This is a genomic window from Paenibacillus sp. FSL K6-1330, assembly GCF_037976825.1.
In the GTDB taxonomy this organism is placed as follows: Bacteria; Bacillota; Bacilli; order Paenibacillales; family Paenibacillaceae; genus Paenibacillus_AQ.
In genome coordinates this window covers 5,593,490-5,612,894 of the sequence record NZ_CP150269.1, presented here as the reverse complement: position 1 = coordinate 5,612,894, position 19,405 = coordinate 5,593,490, and the positions used below count along the sequence as shown (strand labels likewise).

Here is a 19,405-nt window from a genome sequence, read left to right as displayed (position 1 = left end):
TTATCCGAAAGGAACGTGACGAAGGATGAAGGTGAATTACCGGAATAAATTATTGCTCACGATATGCGCATTCCTTATTCTTCCTATAGGTCAGGCGACACATGCGGCTACGCTTCAAAATAACTTCTACAACGTGGTCATGCAGGAGGGGGCGGATCCATGGGTATATAAACACACCGACGGCTTCTATTACTTCACGAAAACGACCGGCGGAAATGTGACCATATGGAAGTCCGCACAGCTTACCACGATCGATGCAGCTCCGACGACGGTCGTCGAAACGGGCTGCTGCAGCATCTGGGCTCCCGAATTGCATTACATCAATGGCGCCTGGTACATCTACTATGCCAAGGATGACGGGGATAACGTCAATCACCGCATGTATGTCATGGAGAACACGTCGGCGGATCCGATGCAGGGAACCTGGCAGTATAAGGGCCAAATTACGGACCCGACGAATAAATGGGCGATTGACGGCACGGTGCTGCAAACAGGCGGTCAGCTGTATTTTATATGGTCCGGCTGGGAAGGCGACACCAACGTCCGGCAGAATTTGTATATCGCCCGCATGAGCAATCCCTGGACGATCGATTCGAATCGCGTTGAAATCGCAAGGCCTACCCACAGCTGGGAAACGAACCATTCCCCGCATGTAAACGAAGGGCCTCAGGTGATGGTGCGAAACGGTCTCATCAATCTGGTATACTCGGCAAGCGGAAGCTGGACCAACGACTATTGCCTGGGCCTCATCACAGCCAGCACAACCAGCGATCTGCTGAATCCGGCATCATGGAGCAAACGCAGCCAGCCTATATTCAAGTCCGGTAACGGTCTGTACGGACCGGGTCATCATTCGTTCACCAAGTCGCCCGACGGTACGGAGGACTGGATGCTCTATCATGTCGCCAAATACAATAATGCCGGGTGGAACCGCGAGGTTCGAATGCAGAAATTCACGTGGCATGCCGACCACACGCCCAATCTCGGCGTCCCGGTGAATCCGAATGCTCCGATAACCTTGCCTTCCGGCGAAGCAGCACATATCCGTTACGAAGGTGAGGAAGGGACATTTGGAGGTATCGCCTATGCATCTCAGAGCCCTAACGGCTCGGGAGGCATGAAGGCCGGGCATATCGATACGCGGGAGAGCTATGTGGAATTCAAGGTACATGCCGCGTCCGCAGGCGAATACATTCTGCTCGCCCGAACGGCGAATGGAACAGCCGGGGGGAATTGGTCCCATCTCATGCTCAGCGTAAATGCCGGTACCGCAAGCAAGTTCCACATCACGAATAAAGGATGGGAGAACTGGGGGCTGTCCACGGCGCGGGTTCAGTTGAAGGCTGGCGTGAATACGATACGTTTTTCAAAAGGCGAGGGATACGGAGAAATCGACTTTTTCGACATCAAGCCGCCCAATTAGGATACAGCGGATGGCATAGCGGGTCGATAAATAAAGTGTTGTTAGCTTGATCATGGATGGCTTCCGGTTCTCCCGGAGGCCATTTCTGGCTATGGAAGTCATGGTTTTCTACGTCCGACTATACGATGCCCTATGGCAAGAGGCAGGAAAATGGACGGTGTAAGCCTTTCCAGTGTGATTGTTTTTCATTTCATTAAGAAGTAAAATTATTGTAATGAATATGTTTAAAGGAGAGCGGATTTGTGCTGGAACTTGGTTTTAACGACCCGGAAAGACTGGTCACGGTAGCTCATGCCTTGTCAACGCGCTCTAGGGTGGATATTCTGAGGCTCTTGAACTCCAAGAACTTGAATGTCATTGAAATCGCCGAGAAACTCAAACTTCCCGTTTCTACGGTTGCGAGCAATATCAAAGTGTTGGAAGCAGCCGAGTTAATTAATACGGAATTGCTTCCGGCTTCGCGAGGAGCAATGAAGGTGTGCAGCCGTAATTATGACGATGTTCATTTTGCATTAAATTTAAAAAATTCGGTACCTAAAGGAATCACGCATGTTTATGAAGTCGATATGCCGATCGGCCATTACAGCGATTGCGAAGTAGCGCCTACATGCGGAATGGCAAATGCGGACGGTTACATCATTAAGGAAGACGAGCCGGCCAGCTTTTACCACCCCAAGCATGTGAATGCCCAGATCATCTGGCTTCGCAAGGGATACCTGGAATACTTGCTGCCGATGGATGTTCCAGCCGGAGCACGAATCCAATCGCTTGAACTATCCATGGAGATGTGCTCTGAGGCACCCAATTATGATCAAAACTGGCCTTCGAATATTTCGGTGTGGGTCAATGGCGTGGAGATCGGCATGTGGACTAGCCCCGGCGATTTCGGGGATCGGCGCGGCAAGCTGAACCCGAATTGGTGGTACGATTGGGCAACGCAGTACGGGTTTCTCAAGACATGGCGGGTTGATCATGAGAAGACAACGCTGGACATGGAGAAAGTATCGGGCGTTACATTGGATGAACTGAATCTTTCCGAGAGTCCCAAATTGCGGTTGCGTATCGGCATCAAGCCCGATGCCGTCAATCAAGGGGGGCTGAATCTGTTCGGACGCCAATTTGGGGATCACGAACAGAATATTATCATGCAGGTAAAATATACGATGGATCAGGATGGGGAAGACCTTTAATCATGCTATTTGTAAGTGGCCGAAGGCTTAACAGAAGACGAAGAAAAGGCAAGTGCAGCGGTAGCATGTGGGCGGAGAGTTTTCCCGTTTTTATAAAGGAAAAAGTGGCAGTGCAGAAGGTATTTCTGTGCTGTCACTTTTTTTGTTTACCCTCAGAAGTAGTCGGAGTAAACCGTGAATCCTTATCGATTGAGAATCATTTCATAAGAAGAGCCCATTCTTTTCCCGGTTTACATTCCGTTTAAATAGGGGTGTTACGATTCAAGCATCATCCATTAGCAAAGAGGAGGAAATCATAATGGAGCATGTATACAGAAAGAAAATAGAGCCTAACCCTGGTGACTTGGCCGTTGAGGCTTATGGACTAGTCAAAACATTCGGCGATAATCGTGCCGTGGATGGCGTGGATCTGAACGTGCGTACCGGAACGATCTACGGTGTGCTTGGTCCGAATGGGGCAGGCAAGACGACCACCATCCGGATGCTGGCGACCTTGCTAAGGCCGGATGCCGGTACGGCCCGAATCTTTGGACACGACGTGCAGGCGGAATCGCAGATCGTCCGTCAGTTGATCGGGGTAACCGGTCAATACGCATCGGTGGACGAATCGCTCAGCGCTACGGAGAATCTGATTATATTCTCCCGTTTGCTAGGTTTGGGGCGTACGGAGGCGCGGCGCAAAGCGAGTGAGCTGCTTGAGGAATTCGGTTTGTCGGAAGCCGCGAAGCGACCGCTAAAAAATTTCTCCGGCGGCATGCGGAGAAGACTGGATCTGGCGGCAAGCCTTATTGCCCAACCGCCGCTCATCTTCCTGGATGAACCGACGACGGGGCTTGACCCGCGTACGCGTTCCCAGATGTGGGATACGATCCGCCGATTGGTGAATACCGGTTCAACGGTATTGCTGACCACGCAGTATCTCGAGGAAGCGGATCAATTGGCAGACCGCATCGCCGTTATCGATTACGGCCGGGTTGTGGCCGAGGGGACGGCGGATGAACTGAAGATGTCGGTAGGCACTTCCTCGCTGCATTTGACCGTCCAGCATTTACAGGACATGGATCGCGCCCGCCATACCGTGGAACAAGTGCTCAAAGTTCATGCTAATGTATCGCCGGAAGCGGGAAAGATAACGGCACCGATGGCTAATGCGGGTCTTGTTACAGACCTTTTGATCGAGCTGCGCACGGCAGGAATCGGCTTGTCCGAGATGAGCGTGCAGAAGCCGACCCTGGATGAGGTGTTCCTAACGATCACCGGCCACGGCGTGAAGGAAGACGCTGGCCAAGGGGCTTATGAATCCAATGATAGAGAGGTGGCAAGGGTATGAGCAGCACCATGATTCAGCCAGGGACGGAACGTCAGCTCAAGAACCGCACGAGTTTCGTTCAGACGATGCGAAATTCGTTGACAATGGCCTACCGCGGGCTGCTGAAGCTCCGGCGTACGCCCGAGCAGTTGTTTGACGTCACGTTCCAGCCCATTATTTTTACACTGATGTTCACCTATATTTTTGGGGGCGCCATCTCGGGTGACGTGGCGAGTTATCTGCCCGTTATCATTCCCGGCATCCTCGTCCAGACTGTGATTACGACCTCCGTCGTCACAGGTGTTCAGCTGCGTGAGGATATGGATAAAGGCGTATTCGACCGGTTCAAATCGCTGCCGATTGCACGCATTGCACCACTGGCCGGTGCCCTGCTGGCAGATACGATTCGATATACCATTGCAACGGTGCTTACCTTTACGATGGGTTATATTATGGGATATCGGCCCGAGGGCGGCTTGGGTTACGTTGCTCTTGCCGGGCTGGTCGTCATTTTGTGCTCGTGGGCCATCAGTTGGATCTTTGCTTTCTGCGGCGTGATTGCAAGATCCGCCTCCGGCGTACAGGGAATATCGATGATCGTGCTGTTTCCGCTCACGTTTCTCTCCAACGCGTTCGTGCCGGTGGATACGATGCCGGGCTGGCTGCAGTGGTTCGTCAATATGAATCCGATCTCGCATCTTGTGACAGCCGTTCGGGATCTCACCAACGCTGGCACCGTGGGCTGGGATCTCACGATATCCTTGGTCGGCGCCGCGGTCATCGTGGCGATCTTTGCTCCCATTACGGTTCGTGCGTACATGCGCCGCACCTGATACCAAGGGGGCTTATCCGACGAACGTTTACCCATGCTGCCGGGGAAAGCAGGACATCCGTCCGAAACGCAGGTTGACATCGATTTATTATTTCACTATACTGTCTGTAATCTTATAAGCAACATACGTTGAAAGAGCCCAGTAGCAGCTTGGTCCCTGTTCTAGAAAGCCGGGGGATGATGGAACCCGGTACACACCAAGGCAGCGAATTACACTCTGGAGTATCTCGGGTAATGCCGAGCGGAAACGGCGAACGATATCTCGTCTAATGAGCGGCATGAATGACGCGCGGCAAGCGTGCAGATCATTTGTGCAATCTGGGTGGTAACACGGTTAATAATCGTCCCTATGTCTATAACAGACAAGGGACGATTTTTTGTTTTTCAACGAGTTGGACGTTTCGTTATAAGGAAATTAATGAATTGAAGGAGTGTTAACACTGTGAATATTATCGACGAACTGGAATGGCGCGATGCGATCAACCAACAGACGGATGCCGAAGGGCTCCGGAAGCTTACGAATGAAAAATCAATCTCGCTGTACTGCGGCGTAGATCCAACGGGCGACAGCATGCATATCGGTCACCTGATTCCCTTCATCATGCTTAAACGGTTCCAGCTTGCCGGCCATCGTCCGGTCATTCTAATCGGGGGCGCAACCGGCACCATCGGCGATCCAAGCGGACGTCAAACCGAGCGCTCGCTGCAGACGCTGGAGCAGGTTCAGGCTAACGTTGATGCGTTGACCGGACAAATGAAAAAGCTCTTCGTGACGGAGGGCGACAATCAGATCCGCATGGTTAACAACTACGACTGGACGCATAAAATCAACATTATCGAATTCCTGCGCGATTACGGGAAAAACTTCAGCATTAACTCGATGCTGGCGAAAGACGTGGTTGCGAGCCGGCTTGACAGCGGGATTTCATTCACGGAATTCTCTTACCAAATCCTGCAGTCGGTTGACTACTTGCATCTGTACCAGCACGAAGACGTACAGCTGCAAATCGGGGGATCGGACCAATGGGGCAACATTACAAGCGGCCTCGACCTGATCCGGAAGAAGGAAGGACCTGAGGCAAAAGCATTCGGCCTGACCATTCCGCTCATGCTGAAGGCCGACGGCACGAAATTCGGCAAAACGGCCGGCGGCGCGATCTGGCTCGACCCGAACAAAACAACGCCATTCGAGTTCTACCAGTTCTGGGCGAACACCGACGATCGCGACGTCGTGAAATACCTGAAGTACTTCACGTTCTTGACCAAAGAGCAAATTGACGAGCTGGCCGAAAAGGTGCAGAGCGAGCCGCATAAACGCGAAGCACAAAAAATGCTGGCTGAGGAAATGACGAGATTCGTGCACGGCGAGGAGATGCTGGAGCAGGCCAAGCGCATTACGGCGGCCTTGTTCAGCGGCGATATTAAATCCCTTACGGCCGATGAGATCGAGCAGGGCTTCAAGGAGATGCCGACATTCGAAGCCACGCCAGAAACGAAGAATATCGTGGACTGGCTTGTGGATCTGGGCATCGAGCCTTCCAAGCGGCAAGCTCGCGAGGATATCACCAAAGGCGCCATCTCGATGAACGGCGAGCGTATCAGCGACGTCGGTCACGAGGTGACAGCCGACCAAGCGATCGGCGGCCGGTTCATCATCATTCGCAAAGGAAAGAAAAACTACAGCTTGGTGAAAATGTCCTAGAAGACGGTGTAACCAACAGGGGGAAGCGTCTCCCCGGACGAAAGCACCCGTAAAAAGCCGCTAAACACGTTTCAAGGTGCTTAGCGGCTTTTTTATAGATAAGAAAGTATAAACTCCCGATGCTCCCCCTCCTGATCTCGCAAGAAAAGCATCTGCTGTAGAGAGTACGTCTTATATGCAGTCTGTCTTCTGGAAAAGTACGTCGACCGACGTTTTTCTTTTATTGGAAGTTTCCTTCTATATAATAGGATAATATCTGTAATGTTAAAGGAGGTAGATTATATCATGAACATTCAACTGCACACCGATCTGTGCGAGCGGTTCCAGATCCGCTATCCGCTCTTTCTGGCAGGAATGGCCGGGGGACCGACGATAGTTGAACTGGTCGCCGCCGTATCCAACGCAGGCGGACTCGGCACGCTGGGTGCGGCTTATATGGAGCCGGCTGCCATTCGTCACAGCATTCAGGAGATCCGCAAGCGGACGGATCAGCCTTTTGCCGTCAACCTGTTTGCGACACGTGCCCCGGATCGCCATGAGCGAATTGGAGAGGTTCAACAGGAGTTAAACCGGATGCGGAATGACCTTGGCATTCCCCATGCGGGCAAGGATCACGTAACAACCCCGGATTGGTTCGAGCAGCAATTCGCGGTTCTGATCGAAGAGAAGGTGCCTGTCATCAGTACGGCATTCGGGATTCTGGATGAGCCTCATATGCAGCAAGCGAAAGCGGCTAAGCTTCTGGTTGTTGCGATGGCTACCACAGTCCGCGAAGCCATGCTGGCTGAGCAGGCAGGGTGTGATGCCGTCGTCGCCCAAGGCAGCGAAGCGGGCGGACACCGTGGAACGTTTGACATTTCGGAGCACCCGATGGGTGCCCAAATCGGAACGTTTGCCTTGGTACCGCAAATCGTGGATCGCGTCAAGATTCCCGTGATTGCCGCCGGAGGCGTGATGGATGGACGCGGACTCGCAGCGTCGCTTGTTCTTGGAGCCCAAGGCGTTCAGATGGGAACGCGATTCCTGACCGCGGTTGAATCGGGTGCGCATGAGGTTTACAAACAAGCGCTGCTTCGGAGTACGGAAGAGAGCACGGTGATCACCAAAGCGTTCTCGGGCCGGCCTGCAAGGGGCATCCGAAATGCATTCATCAGGCAATGGGACGAGAGCGGCGTAGAGCCGCTACCCTTTCCTACGCAGAATACGGTGACCCGTGACATACGAAACGCGGCTAATCGCCAAGATAACCCGGAGTATATGTCATTGTGGGCGGGGCAAGGCACAAGAGGGCTGACTTCGGGACAAACGGCAGCGGATATTGTTGCCGAGACGATCCGGGAAGCGCTGTTGATCTGCCCGTTTCGTGAATCCGATCATTTAAAATGAGAGCGGATTATGCTATACGCTTAGGAAAACACATGAAGCAGCAGGCCACCTAAGGAAAAACCTTGAGGTGGCCTGTAAAGCTTTTTGCTAGAAACCGCCGTAAGTATCTCCGCCTTCGCCGCTCCACGTCATCTCCACGAAGGAGGACGGATTGGTAGACGTCGCTGTTTTGGAGCCGGAAGCGTAGAGTCCCCCGGCAACACCGGTCATCGTATAGTCGGTATATAATTTGTTCGAAGTATAGTTCGTGTAAATCATCGCTCCCGAAATATTCGATGCGGTTACGTTCTTAAGCTCCAAATTGCTTCCGTAGGACACTCCGTCCGAGGCCGTGGTTTTGCTTGTTCTGAACGCCTGGCCCGTGGCTGCATTGTTTTTGACCGTGGTGTTGATGATCTGTACGTCATTGGCCCGCATGAATATTCCGTTGTTGCCCACGGTCGATTCCGGCACTGTATTCTGAAAGTCAACCGTGCTGCCGATCACTTTGATATGATGCGTCCCCTCTTTAAAATCAAAGCCGTCGTTTTTGGTCTGTATGGCGCTGCAGTTCAGGAACGTAATATAACCGCTTCGATCCGGGTTCGGCAGCGTGGTCCAGTTCTGATCGGCATCCCCCACATAGAAGCCCTCGCCGAATTTTCCACCTTGCCCCGCGCTTTGGGCGGTACTGTTCGAGACAAGCCAGTATTGGCTGTTTTTGCGAATCTTGAACGCTTCTGCCGTCGTATTTTTGACCGTTACGTTGGTAACGTAGCCATGTGAGGCTTCAATCAGCAGGCCTTTGTTCGATTTGGCATTGGAGTTAATCGTCACATTCTCCAGCTTGTAATAGCTGTTTTTGATATGGAATGCGGCATTTCCCGCCGATGCCGTGAAATGAAATGTAGCTCCGCTGCCCGTGCCGCGTATCGTGATGTAATTGCCTGACGCTCCGTTCCTGGAGGTTGCAATGGTTCCATCTGACACCGAGTAGGTCCCGGATACTTCGATAATGTCACCGGGATTCGCACTGGCTAAGTAGCTCCGCAGCGTCGCGACGTCACCGGCCGGGACCGATTTGGTTGCCGCCTTTACCATATGACCAGGGTAGAACGCAAATACAAGCATGAAGCAAAATAAGGATACTATGCCAAACTTGAATGATGGCTTGATCATCATGAAACCTCCTCGCTATTTTTGACACTATTCATCGTGCAGTCGCATTTGTTGCCTTATGTTCTTTCTGGGCGAAACACATCACCTCACTTAACGGAGATCAGATTCATTGTTTAAGCGCTCTAATTATAATCCAATCCGAATACCACATTGCTGCTTGAAAATATCATAATTTCGTCTGCATTCGATACTGGAGAGGCGTCATACCGTACTTTTTTTTGAACATGGCGATAAAATACGAGGGGTAGTTGAATCCGGTCTGTTTACTGACCTCTTCGATTGTCAGAGAAGGCAAGCCAAGAAGCGTTCTGGCTTCCTCCAAACGCTTGTTGTTCGTATATTCGATGATGGTCATGCCCATCTGGTCTTTGAACAGCTTGGACAAATAACTGGGGGAGAAATGAAGGTCCGCAGCTATTTCGTTAATTGTAAAGGATAGATGATAGTGCTTGCCAATCCAACTTACCATGGCGCCGACAGGTTCGAGCGAAGCAGCGGCTGTATGATACTTGAAGCCCCCGCTGCGATCCGGAGGATAAATATGGCTATTGAAGTAGGTGAAGAAATGAAATAAAAACAAGGCAACAACTTCCTTCTGAACCTTTCGCGGAACGCTGGCCAGCATCTCATGCAATTGCAGAAATTGATTTTCCAAATATAAAGCATCCTTGGATGAAAGATGAAAAACCTGATTGGACCACGGATGCTCCAACAATTGTGAAACAGCGGTTGTCAGCTGCGGGAGTGCGGTGAGGAAGCGCTCGATGACAGAGGCTTTGATTTTCAGCAGGCTGCGAATGTAATTCGGCGGTACAATGACTTGAATATGGTGTATTTGAAAAGGCTTAATCAACACCAAGGTGCCGGGCTTAAGTGAGTGCGTTTGATTATTGACGATATATCTTCCGGCGCCTTCATGAATGTACAGGATCTCCAACCCTTCGTGATAATGAAAATATTCCACCGGCTCTGTATGTACGCTTCGATAGTTGAACAGATACAGATTGTCACGCCAGGGAATCGAATGGTGAATTTTCATCTGGAACCTCCTTATGCATGAATGATAGGGATGATGGGTTCAATTACAGGGCTTCAAGCATTTCGCATACATCGTATGCCTAACCCTGCAAATCATGCTTCTGCGTTTGACTGCAGCGAGCGAATATCGCGCACAAGAGGGAAAACCGGGAGGCTGTCGAACACTTTATCATAATATATATGTTAAAAAATGCTGCTATGACGGCATAACGGGGGTTATGATGTCCACGCCTATTTTGTCTACGAAACTGTATATACCTTCTCCCCGGTCGAGGGCTGTTCTTCGCCCCCGCTTGATCGAGCGTTTGAACGAGGGGCTGCGATTGCAACGCAAGCTGACTACGATTTCCGCCTCTGCAGGCAGCGGTAAAACTACGCTGCTCAGCCAATGGATCAAAGACTCACGACTGCCCGTCGCCTGGCTGTCTTTGGAAGAGGGGGATCGTGAGCCAGCAAGATTTCTGGCTTATCTTGTGGCTGCCCTGCAAACCGTCGGGGTTGATATCGCAGAGGGCATCATAAGCAAACTCCAAGCTCCATCCCCACTTCCTCTGTCGGTCGAAGCCATCGTCACGGCCATCCTTAATCACATTGCGACCATGGGGAACCGTTTCATTCTGGTTCTTGATGATTACCACGTAATTGATTCCAAACCGATAGACAGCGCTCTTGGCTTTCTCATTGAGCACATGCCGCCGCAGATGCATGTGGTTATCGCCAGCCGCCAGGATCCTAATCTGCCCTTGGCCCGGCTGCGTGCCCGGGACCAGTTGACGGAAGTGCGGACATCGGACTTGCGCTTCACATCCGCTGAAACCTCTGAATTCCTGCGCCGCTCCATGGGACTGGATCTGTCAGCAGAGGATGCGGCGCTTCTCGAATCCCGCACGGAGGGCTGGATTGCCGGCCTGCAATTAGCGGCGCTGTCCATGCAGGGCCAGCAAGATGCCGCCACCTTCATCCGAACCTTCGGCGGCAAGCACCGTGACGTACTGGACTATCTGGTTGAAGAAGTGCTGCAGCAGCAGCCTGAGGGTATTCAGGATTTTTTGCTAAGTACCTCCATTCTTGACCGGCTGTGTGGTCCATTGTGTGAATATATTCTTCGTAGTGAAGACCGTGATGCTCCGAAGAACACCATCTCCGGGCAAGAAACCCTGGAGTATCTGGAGCGCGTCAACCTGTTCATCGTTCCGCTGGACAAGGAGAGGCGCTGGTACCGATATCACCACCTGTTCTCGGATGCGCTTCGGCAGCGTCTAACCCGAACGGGTGCTTCTGCGGCTGGCGGAGAGAGGGACGTGTCCGAATTGCATCGTCGTGCCAGCGAATGGCATGAACGTCAAGCTCTTCTGCTGGAAGCTTTTCAACATGCGATTGCCGCTCAGGATGTGGATCGCGCCGCACGCCTCATTGAAGGGGAGGGGATACCTTTGATCTTCCGTGGAGCAATAGGACCTGTGCTCCATTGGCTGGATTCCTTGCCTAAGGAAGAAATGGATGCAAGGCCCGCGCTACATGTCATGCATGCTTCCGCCATGTTAATGGTCGGTCAAATGACCGGTATCGAACCTAAACTTCAAGCCGCCGAAATCTATCTGAAAGCTGCGGAGGACGATTATACCCGGGATCTTATAGGGCATATCGCCTCTATACGTGCCACCCTTGCTGTCAGCAAACATCAGCCGGGAACCATCATGGCGGAATCGCGCCGGGCCTTGGAATTCTTGAGTCCGCATAATCTGCCCGTGCGCACAGCGACGATATGGACGCTGGGATATGCCTACCAGCTGCAGGGGGAGCGGGCCGCGGCTGGCAAGGCTTATCGGGAAGCCGTGACCATCAGTCAGAAGATTGGGCACATCATGATCAACATGATGGCGACGCTCGGACTCGGAATGATTCAGGAAGCGGAGAATCAGTTATATGCAGCGGCCGAGACGTATCGGCGCGTTCTGGATTTGGCGGGTGACCCTCCGCTGCCGGCAGCGTGCGAAGCGCATCTGGGACTAGCCCGAATATGCAGTGAGTGGAATGATCTGGATGCCGCGGAACAGCATGGGCAGCAGGCCCTCCACTTGGCAGGGCAGTTCGAGCATATAGACAGGGGCGTGGCTTGCGAGGTATTTCTCGCAAGGCTGAAGCTTTCACGGGGAGCGGTGAGCGAAGCGGTTGCCATGTTAGACAGGGCGGATCACTTCGCCCGTCAGCATCATTTCACGCATCAGCTGCCCCATATTGCCGAGGCACAGGTGCTTGCCATGCTGCTGCAAGGGAATGCCAGTTCAGCGTTGCAGCTTGCCCAGAAGTTTGAGCTCAAGCTAAGCCTAGCCAGAGTGCTGCTCGCACAGGGGGATACGGCGGCAGCGCTGGTGATGCTCGAACAACTGCGGACGGATATGGAAGTTAAGGAATGGGTGGACGAACAGCTTAGGGTAATGGTGCTGCAGGCTTTGGCCCTTCAAGCCCATGGTGAGAAGCTGAAAGCGGCACAGATTGTTGCCGATGTGCTGGGGATGAGCGAGCCGGGCGGTTTCATCCGGTTGTTTATCGAGGAAGGGCAACCGATGCGGGAGTTACTAAGCGCAGCAACTGTGAGCAAACCGATGCAGAAGCTATTTAGGGAAGCCGTAGACAAATCGAAGCAGAAGCAGCTGTTAAGAGAGGCTATAAAGAAACCGATGCATGACTATCTGGAGCGGCTGCTGCATGCATTTGATGCTGAAAGACTCGAAAGTGGTGTTACATCAGTATTCGTTCCAGGGTTTGTTCAGCCTGCTGAGTCCCTGATTGAGCCGCTAAGCCGGCGGGAATTGGAGGTTCTGCGTCTTATTGCCGATGGACTATCGAATCGTCAGATTAGCGAGAGGCTTTTTGTTACGCTCAGCACCGTGAAAGGGCATAACCGGATGATTTTCGATAAACTCGAGGCCACACGCCGTACCGAAGCTGTAGCGCGTGCGCGAGAGCTGGGTTTACTGTAGGTGACGATCACAGAATCGCTATTCATCCATAGCGATCTCCCTTCAAATATCGCTGTTCATGAGAAAACCATACTGCTGTTCATAAGAAAACCATACTTAAGTATCTATGGCTCGGTACCCTGCGCCAGATATACTGATTGCAAATGCAGGTTTGGAGGAAACCCATGAAAGCAATGGTATGCACCGCTTATGGATCACCGGATGTGTTAAAGTTGCAAGAGGTAGAGAAGCCGATCCCTAAGGATCGCGAAATTCGGATCAAAATTTACGCAACCACCGTTAATTCGGGGGATTGCCGAGTACGGGGATTTCGCAGTCCTCTTTTGTACAGGATTCCGATGCGGCTGGTGTTGGGCCTGAGAAAGCCAAGACAACCGATACTCGGGGTGGAGCTGGCAGGGGAAGTAGAAGCGATAGGCAAGGATGTTACGCGATTCAAGGTAGGCGATCAGGTCTTGGCATTCAGGGGAATGCGATTCGGCACGTATGCCCAGTATATCTGCATGCGCGAAGACGCGTTATTGCTGTTAAAGCCCGATCATGTGACTTATGACGATGCCGCCGCCGTATCTTTCGGAGGAACGACGGCCCTGCATTTTCTAAGAAAAGGGAATATCCGGCAAGGGCACAAGGTGCTAATTTATGGAGCGTCCGGTGCGGTGGGGACTTTAGCTGTACAGCTTGCCAAGCAACATTATGGAGCAGAGGTTACCGGCGTTTGCAGTACCGCGAATGTGGGACTGGTGAGGTCGCTCGGAGCCGAGCGGGTCATTGATTATACAAAAGAGGATTTGACCACAAGCGGAGCGCGATACGACATCATCCTGGATGCGGTCGGTAAACTGCCGAAATCCAGATGCAAGCATTTGCTCACCCCGGGCGGGAGCTATGTAACCGTTGAAGGGCAAGGGGTGGCCAAGGTGCTGATGGAGGATCTGAGATTGCTTGCGGAGCTGCTTGGAAAAGGGAAGATCAAGCCGGTCATCGACAGAAGGTATGCATTGGAGCAAATGGCTGAGGCGCACCGGTACGTGGATGAAGGACGCAAGAGGGGCAGCGTTGTCATCACGGTGGGCCATGATCATTGAGGGAAAGTCATCATTCACGGCGGGGCATGATTATGACAGCAGATGAAGCAAGGCATCATTCAAGGATATTGACAGCCATCCAAGCATGCCCCGGACCACGCACCGTGCGGGTACAGGGAGCAGTGCCACACGATGTACTCATTTACCAGCCGATCCTGCAGAGGGTCGGCTTTTCTCATCGGAATGAGGGGGAGCGGTGATCAACATCCGGATGATAGCAGGAAGAAATCTCTGAGCCTTCTATGGAAGTGATATATAATGTGATCACAAGAATGAAATGAATTTCAAGGGAAGGACTGCTGCACACGATGTCCAAAGCGGATAATATGCTGGCTATTCTATGGCTGCTGAAATCGCGAAAAAGAATCACGGCAAAACAGCTATCGGAGGAACTGGGCGTGCATATCCGAACGATTTATCGGAATATCGATGCCCTGTGCATTTCCGGCGTGCCTGTCGTATCTGAGATTGGGCGCGATGGAGGTTACTCCATCCCGGAGCATATCAAGCTGGAGCCGCTGTTTTTTGAGGGCGATGAGCAAAAGGCGCTTCTTCATGCAGCTGCATTCGCACGGGAAGCGGGCTATCCCTCCGAAGAGCCGCTCCATCGAGCTGTTTCCAAAATTAAACGATATACGAATCCGGAGCAGCTGGAGCGTTTGGAACGCCACAAAAACAGTATAGAGGCCATCCATCCTCCTATTGCTTCTTCGCTCACCAGGATACTGCATGAGATCGAGGCGGGGATCGATCGGCAATCCAGTCTCGAGATCGATTACACCACAGGCTACGACGGTATGAAACAAACACGTATCCTGGATCCTTATGGACTCGTCCATTGGAAAAGTAAATGGTACGCGGTGGGATATTGCCATCTGCGCGGTGAAATTCGCTGCTTCCGTGTCGACCGTATGCGCGATATCCGGCATACCGACAACACGTTTGACCGTCCGGCGTCGTTTTCCCCGCGGGAGTACGTATTGGACAGCTTGCTATCGGGGCAAGGTTCCGAATCCAATCCTCATTTGGTTTCCGTGCATATCCAAGGAATCCCACAAGCTTTGGACGATTTATGTTCGCATTGGCTGCTCAGTCAAGCCCTCGTCGATCGTACGGCGGAGCATGCGGTGTTCAGGCTGGATGAGCATACGTTATACACGCAAGTTGCCTACTACCTTCTGTCGTTTGGCGGAAAAATTCGAATCATGGGGCCCGATGAACTGAAATCAGGCATGATCGACATTGCGGAGTCCCTATTAAAATATTATCAATCCTGAATACAAACACTGACCTTCTTTGTCAGTGTTTGTATTATATAATGAACACCATCAGATAGTGTCAGGGAGGAGAGAGTACGCTGATGGCAGGCTCTATTTTTAAACAAGAAGTGATGAAGGTAACGGGACGTTCTTGGGAAGAATGGATTGTGGCCCTTGGGCAGGAAGTGGGCCCGCTCTGGTCACACGAGCAGATCCGAAACCATATCGTTGAGCAGCATCAGGTATCCGGGGAATGGGGCGAGTGGATCGCCGTTATGTATGAGCAGGTCATGGGGCGGGTGCCGGTCGGCGTTTCCAAAGATGCCGGGGTGCAGATCGGGGTCAGGAAAACGATGGCCGTGACGAAAGAGAGAGTTTGGGATTTCCTCATGTCTTCTGAGGGGCTGTCGTTATGGATCGGAGATGTCCCTTCTCTGGAGCCGGAGGTCGGGCATGAGTATGAGTCGAAGGAAGGCGTGTCCGGCAAAATTACCGTGGTCGTACCTTACCATAAACTGCGCCTGACCTGGAAACGCAAGGAGTGGGACAACCCGTCCCGGCTGCAAATCTATGTGTTATCCACGAATACCGGAAAAACAACCATCGCGATTCACCAGGAGATGCTGGATGATGTTTATATGAGAGAGATCATGAGGCGTCATTGGGATGAGATGCTGACTACCTTACAAAGCCAGGTTATAGCACCAAAATGAAGAGATTCAGTCATATGGATCTGAGGGTCCGTAGGGGTAGGTATGTTGCCCGAGGAATACTAGGCCGCAGTATGAGTCTGGTGGATATCTGCAAGAACTGATGCATGCTCACGTAGGTACTGCCATTACATGCGGATTTTAGAGATGTTATAGGTACGGTCTCGTGTTTGACTGTTGCAAGTGTTGATGTTTATTATGCACGGTCTTGGGTTTGACTATTGCTACGTTATGAGGACCGTGGTTCCGCTATTTAGCCTCGATCGGTGGGTTTTTGGCTATATGAGGACACCAGATCCGCTATTACATAGGGAAGTGCGATAATTCGTGTTATTTAAAGTAAATAGCGGATTCTGAGTCCGGAAGAACGGGTAAAGTGGCTGTTTTTTTCGGAATAACGGATCTGGTGTCCTTTAGTTTGTTTAGTTGTCTCTCGGTTACCTGAATAACTGCGAGCATTGCAATATCTGCAATATCTGCAATATCTGCAATATCTGCAAGAACTGCTGGATGCTCCCGTAAGTCCTAATGTAACAAGCAGAGTTTCATAGGTGCGTGTTCGCAGTTTATTACATGCGGAGTTTATAGGTTCGGGCTCGTTGTTGACCGCTTGCTATGACCAGAATCTGGAGCTCGACCAGTTTATGCAATAAGCGTCGGGTATGCCGGTCACTCACCCTAAGATGATTAGCGAGTTCTAAGGGCGTTATCGGTTGCAGCAATCGCCGCGCAAATCGGACAGCTTCTGCCTCCAGCCAACTTAAGGACGCAGGTACATCTGATGCCACAAATCTGCCGACGAAGGATAAGATGAGCTGCTGGCACTGTTTTGGCTCATCGACGATGGAGGGGGAGGCAATGGGAAGGAATGTCCAACCATCCAGTGCCAATAAGCAGTGACGGCGGCATAAATCCTTAAACCTTCTTACGTCCAGATCACGAGCATGCGGCCCGTAGCCTTGGATTTCGATCCCTCCTCTCGCATCACCGGGCATATAGGCAAGGTCCAAATAACGATAACCATTGCCGAAATCGCGTACTTCCCATTCCGGATGCAAGTCATTAAATTACCGATCGTCGGAAACCATACCGAGCGAAGAAACTCGACGGTGCCGTGGTCCAACCCTTTATGAAGGATTTCGAGCCTGCGGGGATTCCTTTCATTCAGGATATTCGTGTGCATCCAAAGCTCATATTGTTGATCAAACCGTGACATGTTCAATTTTCCCCCTTAGTATTAGATGGAATGCGATTGCGCTAGAACATAAAAAAGCCGCCCCATACAATGCAACCCAATCTTTCATTGGGGCACTTTGCATAGAAGCGGCGTGTTCTTCACGTCGTTATGATGGCTAGTATAACTCGTGTTTTGCGGGTTTAGCAATAAGGTATTGCTTTCATATTATGCTTGACAGCGATATAGTTCGCCAATTGATTTAAAAAGATCTGAAAGCCTGATCTTCTCAAATTAGGTCATTGAACCGCTTTCTGTTACTACAGGGAGCGTTTTTTATGTTGTTCAAATAAATATGACGTCATATATGATGCGATTAAACAAATACACGAATATATATTGTGTATTATTTATTTATAATGTACATTAATCACATAAGATGATTATAAAATATGCATTATTGGAGGTGGATCGAAACCAGACGAGTTTGAAGCGAGAAGGGGAGGTTCAGTCCTGCAATTAATCAGGAAGACGATGGCTGGGAAGTTCGAACACAAATCTGATACCAAGAGAGGATGAGTGAAGCGTGAACAATTCCATTAAAAAGGTGAATATGGGTGTCATCTTGTGCAGGCATTGCAACTCTCAAATCGATACGGTGGATACGAATCGAATTGTTACTTTTTATAGCGTGTGCGATCAGCCGGAGTGCCAGCAGCTGCACAGCCGTATGCATATATCAGTAAGTAATGTAATAGACGAAGAGTAATGATAGGAGAAGGTTGTTCCCATAAAAACGTACCACTTAATGTGGTGCGTTTTTATGTTGAACGAATATGCGATTGCTGTGTACTCTATCGTGCTTGTCAAACAACAGTGCTTTAAGCACTTGTCTAACTACAATGCTTTGTTCACGTACAGCGAGTACTCTATTCACGCTTGTCACAGTGCACCCTGTCGCGCCTGTCAAACTGCGAGTGCCCCGTACTCTTTCCACCTGTCAGTCACAATCTATCAATCGAATGAAATGGCATGGTTGACTTGATGAAAAGTGGTACTTATAGCTGTCTATCCATCATGCTAAGATCAAACTGAAAATATCCCATTGTTGATGGGGAGATACCCAATCCACTTCATATGCAGCAGACTGGAGGTTATCATTTATCAAAATATTCGTAGCAGGCTCTACTGGCGTTATCGGTCAGCGGTTGCTTCCGAGGCTGGTGCAAGCTGGTCATGAGGTTACAGGCATGACCCACCATCCTCAGCGAAAAGGGTTGATCGAATCATGGGGAGCAAGGGGGATCATAGCAGATGCTTTTGATCGGGAAGGGATGATAGCCGCGATCGGGGAAATACGGCCGGATGTCGTTATCCATCAGCTCACTTCGCTAAGCCAATGGAATCTGGAGGATAATGCGAGGATTCGAATGGAGGGTACCCGTCATCTGGTAGAAGCCGCGCAGATCCATGGCGTTAAACGAATGATTGCCCAGAGCATTGCCTGGGCTTATGAGCCCGGAGATCATCCTGCCACCGAAGACGTCCCCTTGGATGTCCAGGCGCCTGCGCCGCGCAAGTCCACGATAGACGGGATCGTCTCGCTGGAACATGCCGTTGCACAAATGCCGAATCACGTCATTTTAAGGTATGGTATGTTCTATGGCCCTGGCACGTGGTACGACGCCAACGGGGTAATGGCGGAAAAGGTACGAACTCGAGCTCTTCCGGCAACGGATGGCATCATGTCATTTCTCCATGTCGAGGATGCGGCGAATGCCGCTCTGCAGGCATTGAACTGGCCGGCGGGTCCGGTCAATATCGTAGATGACGAGCCTGCTACAGGTACGGTGTGGCTACCGGTGTATGCCGAGGCGCTGCAAGCGCCTGCTCCAGCATATCAAGCGGGGAGTAAGCGCGGCGAACGGGGTGCTTCCAACGCCAAAGCCCGGCAGGAGTACGGTTGGCATCCGCTGCACCCCACGTGGCGAACAGGGTTCGCGCATTCGCTGAGATGAGAGCGCTTAGCGATGCGCCAACCGGTTCCACCGTTAAGAGTACATACACAAGGAGTATGCTATTCACAATGGACACCGTAAAGGAAGGATTAGCATATAGAGCATGTCCCGGACCACGCACCGTGCATACAGGG

14 protein-coding genes, 1 pseudogene and 1 other annotated feature are annotated in these 19,405 nt (G+C 51.4%); of the genes and pseudogenes, 12 read left to right on the top strand and 3 right to left on the bottom strand.

Going from position 1 to position 19,405, the window contains the following annotated elements; translation table 11 throughout:
• Positions 1 to 25: 25 nt before the first annotated feature.
• From NYE54_RS25500 to NYE54_RS25475, 6 genes are all read left to right on the top strand, one after another.
• A complete protein-coding gene (locus NYE54_RS25500; RefSeq protein WP_339267101.1) occupies positions 26 to 1,423 on the top strand; it encodes a family 43 glycosylhydrolase in 1,398 nt (465 codons plus the stop codon).
• Positions 1,424 to 1,665: 242 nt separating this feature from the next.
• Positions 1,666 to 2,613, top strand: coding sequence for an ArsR family transcriptional regulator (locus NYE54_RS25495; protein ID WP_339267100.1), 948 nt, complete (start codon positions 1,666 to 1,668; stop codon positions 2,611 to 2,613).
• A 298-nt stretch (positions 2,614 to 2,911) separates the two neighbouring features.
• Positions 2,912 to 3,943 carry a tetracycline efflux ABC transporter Tet(58) subunit A gene (tetA(58), locus tag NYE54_RS25490; protein WP_339267098.1) on the top strand — a complete coding sequence of 344 codons (1,032 nt, stop codon included), beginning with the start codon at positions 2,912 to 2,914 and terminating at the stop codon, positions 3,941 to 3,943.
• Positions 3,940 to 4,755 (top strand): tetracycline efflux ABC transporter Tet(58) subunit B, encoded by an 816-nt coding sequence (gene tetB(58), locus NYE54_RS25485; protein WP_339267097.1) that lies wholly within the window; start codon positions 3,940 to 3,942, stop codon positions 4,753 to 4,755. The genes tetA(58) and tetB(58) overlap by 4 nt, the downstream gene beginning before the upstream one ends.
• Before the next feature lie 119 nt (positions 4,756 to 4,874).
• Positions 4,875 to 5,106, top strand: a binding site (T-box leader).
• 90 nt (positions 5,107 to 5,196) lie between these two features.
• Positions 5,197 to 6,456 (top strand): tyrosine--tRNA ligase, encoded by a 1,260-nt coding sequence (tyrS, locus tag NYE54_RS25480; protein ID WP_076324215.1) that lies wholly within the window; start codon positions 5,197 to 5,199, stop codon positions 6,454 to 6,456.
• 285 nt (positions 6,457 to 6,741) lie between these two features.
• Positions 6,742 to 7,842 carry a nitronate monooxygenase family protein gene (locus tag NYE54_RS25475; RefSeq protein ID WP_339267096.1) on the top strand — a complete coding sequence of 367 codons (1,101 nt, stop codon included), beginning with the start codon at positions 6,742 to 6,744 and terminating at the stop codon, positions 7,840 to 7,842.
• Between the two features lie 87 nt (positions 7,843 to 7,929).
• Here the strand turns inward: NYE54_RS25475 and NYE54_RS25470 are convergent, their stop codons facing one another.
• Together NYE54_RS25470 and NYE54_RS25465 are read right to left on the bottom strand one after the other, a co-directional pair.
• The gene (locus NYE54_RS25470) at positions 7,930 to 9,000 is read right to left on the bottom strand and encodes a hypothetical protein (protein WP_339267094.1); all 1,071 of its coding nucleotides are present in this window, start codon (positions 8,998 to 9,000) and stop codon (positions 7,930 to 7,932) included.
• Between the two features lie 166 nt (positions 9,001 to 9,166).
• Positions 9,167 to 10,039, bottom strand: a complete 873-nt coding sequence (locus NYE54_RS25465; protein ID WP_339267092.1) for an AraC family transcriptional regulator — start codon at positions 10,037 to 10,039, stop codon at positions 9,167 to 9,169.
• A 220-nt stretch (positions 10,040 to 10,259) separates the two neighbouring features.
• Here NYE54_RS25465 and NYE54_RS25460 point away from each other — a divergent pair, with 220 nt between their 5' ends.
• The 4 genes from NYE54_RS25460 (at position 10,260) to NYE54_RS25445 (ending at position 16,082) form a co-directional block, all read left to right on the top strand.
• On the top strand, positions 10,260 to 13,022 hold the full coding sequence (locus NYE54_RS25460) for a LuxR C-terminal-related transcriptional regulator (protein ID WP_339267091.1): 2,763 nt from the start codon (positions 10,260 to 10,262) through the stop codon (positions 13,020 to 13,022).
• Between the two features lie 164 nt (positions 13,023 to 13,186).
• Positions 13,187 to 14,110: an NAD(P)-dependent alcohol dehydrogenase gene (locus tag NYE54_RS25455; protein ID WP_339267090.1), complete on the top strand. Its 924-nt coding sequence runs from the start codon at positions 13,187 to 13,189 to the stop codon at positions 14,108 to 14,110.
• Between the two features lie 308 nt (positions 14,111 to 14,418).
• A complete protein-coding gene (locus tag NYE54_RS25450) occupies positions 14,419 to 15,387 on the top strand; it encodes a YafY family protein (protein WP_339267089.1) in 969 nt (322 codons plus the stop codon).
• An 83-nt stretch (positions 15,388 to 15,470) separates the two neighbouring features.
• Positions 15,471 to 16,082 carry an SRPBCC domain-containing protein gene (locus NYE54_RS25445; protein ID WP_339267087.1) on the top strand — a complete coding sequence of 204 codons (612 nt, stop codon included), beginning with the start codon at positions 15,471 to 15,473 and terminating at the stop codon, positions 16,080 to 16,082.
• Positions 16,083 to 16,648: 566 nt separating this feature from the next.
• Here NYE54_RS25445 and NYE54_RS25440 read toward each other — a convergent pair.
• Positions 16,649 to 17,295 (bottom strand): annotated as a pseudogene (locus tag NYE54_RS25440) (transcriptional regulator).
• A gap of 544 nt (positions 17,296 to 17,839) precedes the next feature.
• On the opposite strand from NYE54_RS25440, the gene NYE54_RS25435 reads away from it, so the two are divergent.
• A complete protein-coding gene (locus NYE54_RS25435) occupies positions 17,840 to 18,022 on the top strand; it encodes a GapA-binding peptide SR1P (RefSeq protein ID WP_339267085.1) in 183 nt (60 codons plus the stop codon).
• Between the two features lie 394 nt (positions 18,023 to 18,416).
• Positions 18,417 to 19,271, top strand: coding sequence for an NAD(P)-dependent oxidoreductase (locus tag NYE54_RS25430; RefSeq protein ID WP_339273656.1), 855 nt, complete (start codon positions 18,417 to 18,419; stop codon positions 19,269 to 19,271).
• The last annotated feature ends 134 nt before the right edge of the window (positions 19,272 to 19,405 follow it).

Bases quoted from the DNA above. Each gene is read 5' to 3' on its own strand.
- NYE54_RS25445 (WP_339267087.1), top strand. From the start codon at position 15,471: ATGGCAGGCTCTATTTTTAAACAAGAAGTGATGAAGGTAACGGGACGT.
- NYE54_RS25450 (WP_339267089.1), top strand. From the start codon at position 14,419: ATGTCCAAAGCGGATAATATGCTGGCTATTCTATGGCTGCTGAAATCG.
- NYE54_RS25470 (WP_339267094.1), bottom strand. From the start codon at position 9,000: ATGATCAAGCCATCATTCAAGTTTGGCATAGTATCCTTATTTTGCTTC.
- NYE54_RS25460 (WP_339267091.1), top strand. From the start codon at position 10,260: ATGTCCACGCCTATTTTGTCTACGAAACTGTATATACCTTCTCCCCGG.
- NYE54_RS25465 (WP_339267092.1), bottom strand. From the start codon at position 10,039: ATGAAAATTCACCATTCGATTCCCTGGCGTGACAATCTGTATCTGTTC.
- NYE54_RS25455 (WP_339267090.1), top strand. From the start codon at position 13,187: ATGAAAGCAATGGTATGCACCGCTTATGGATCACCGGATGTGTTAAAG.
- NYE54_RS25475 (WP_339267096.1), top strand. From the start codon at position 6,742: ATGAACATTCAACTGCACACCGATCTGTGCGAGCGGTTCCAGATCCGC.
- NYE54_RS25500 (WP_339267101.1), top strand. From the start codon at position 26: ATGAAGGTGAATTACCGGAATAAATTATTGCTCACGATATGCGCATTC.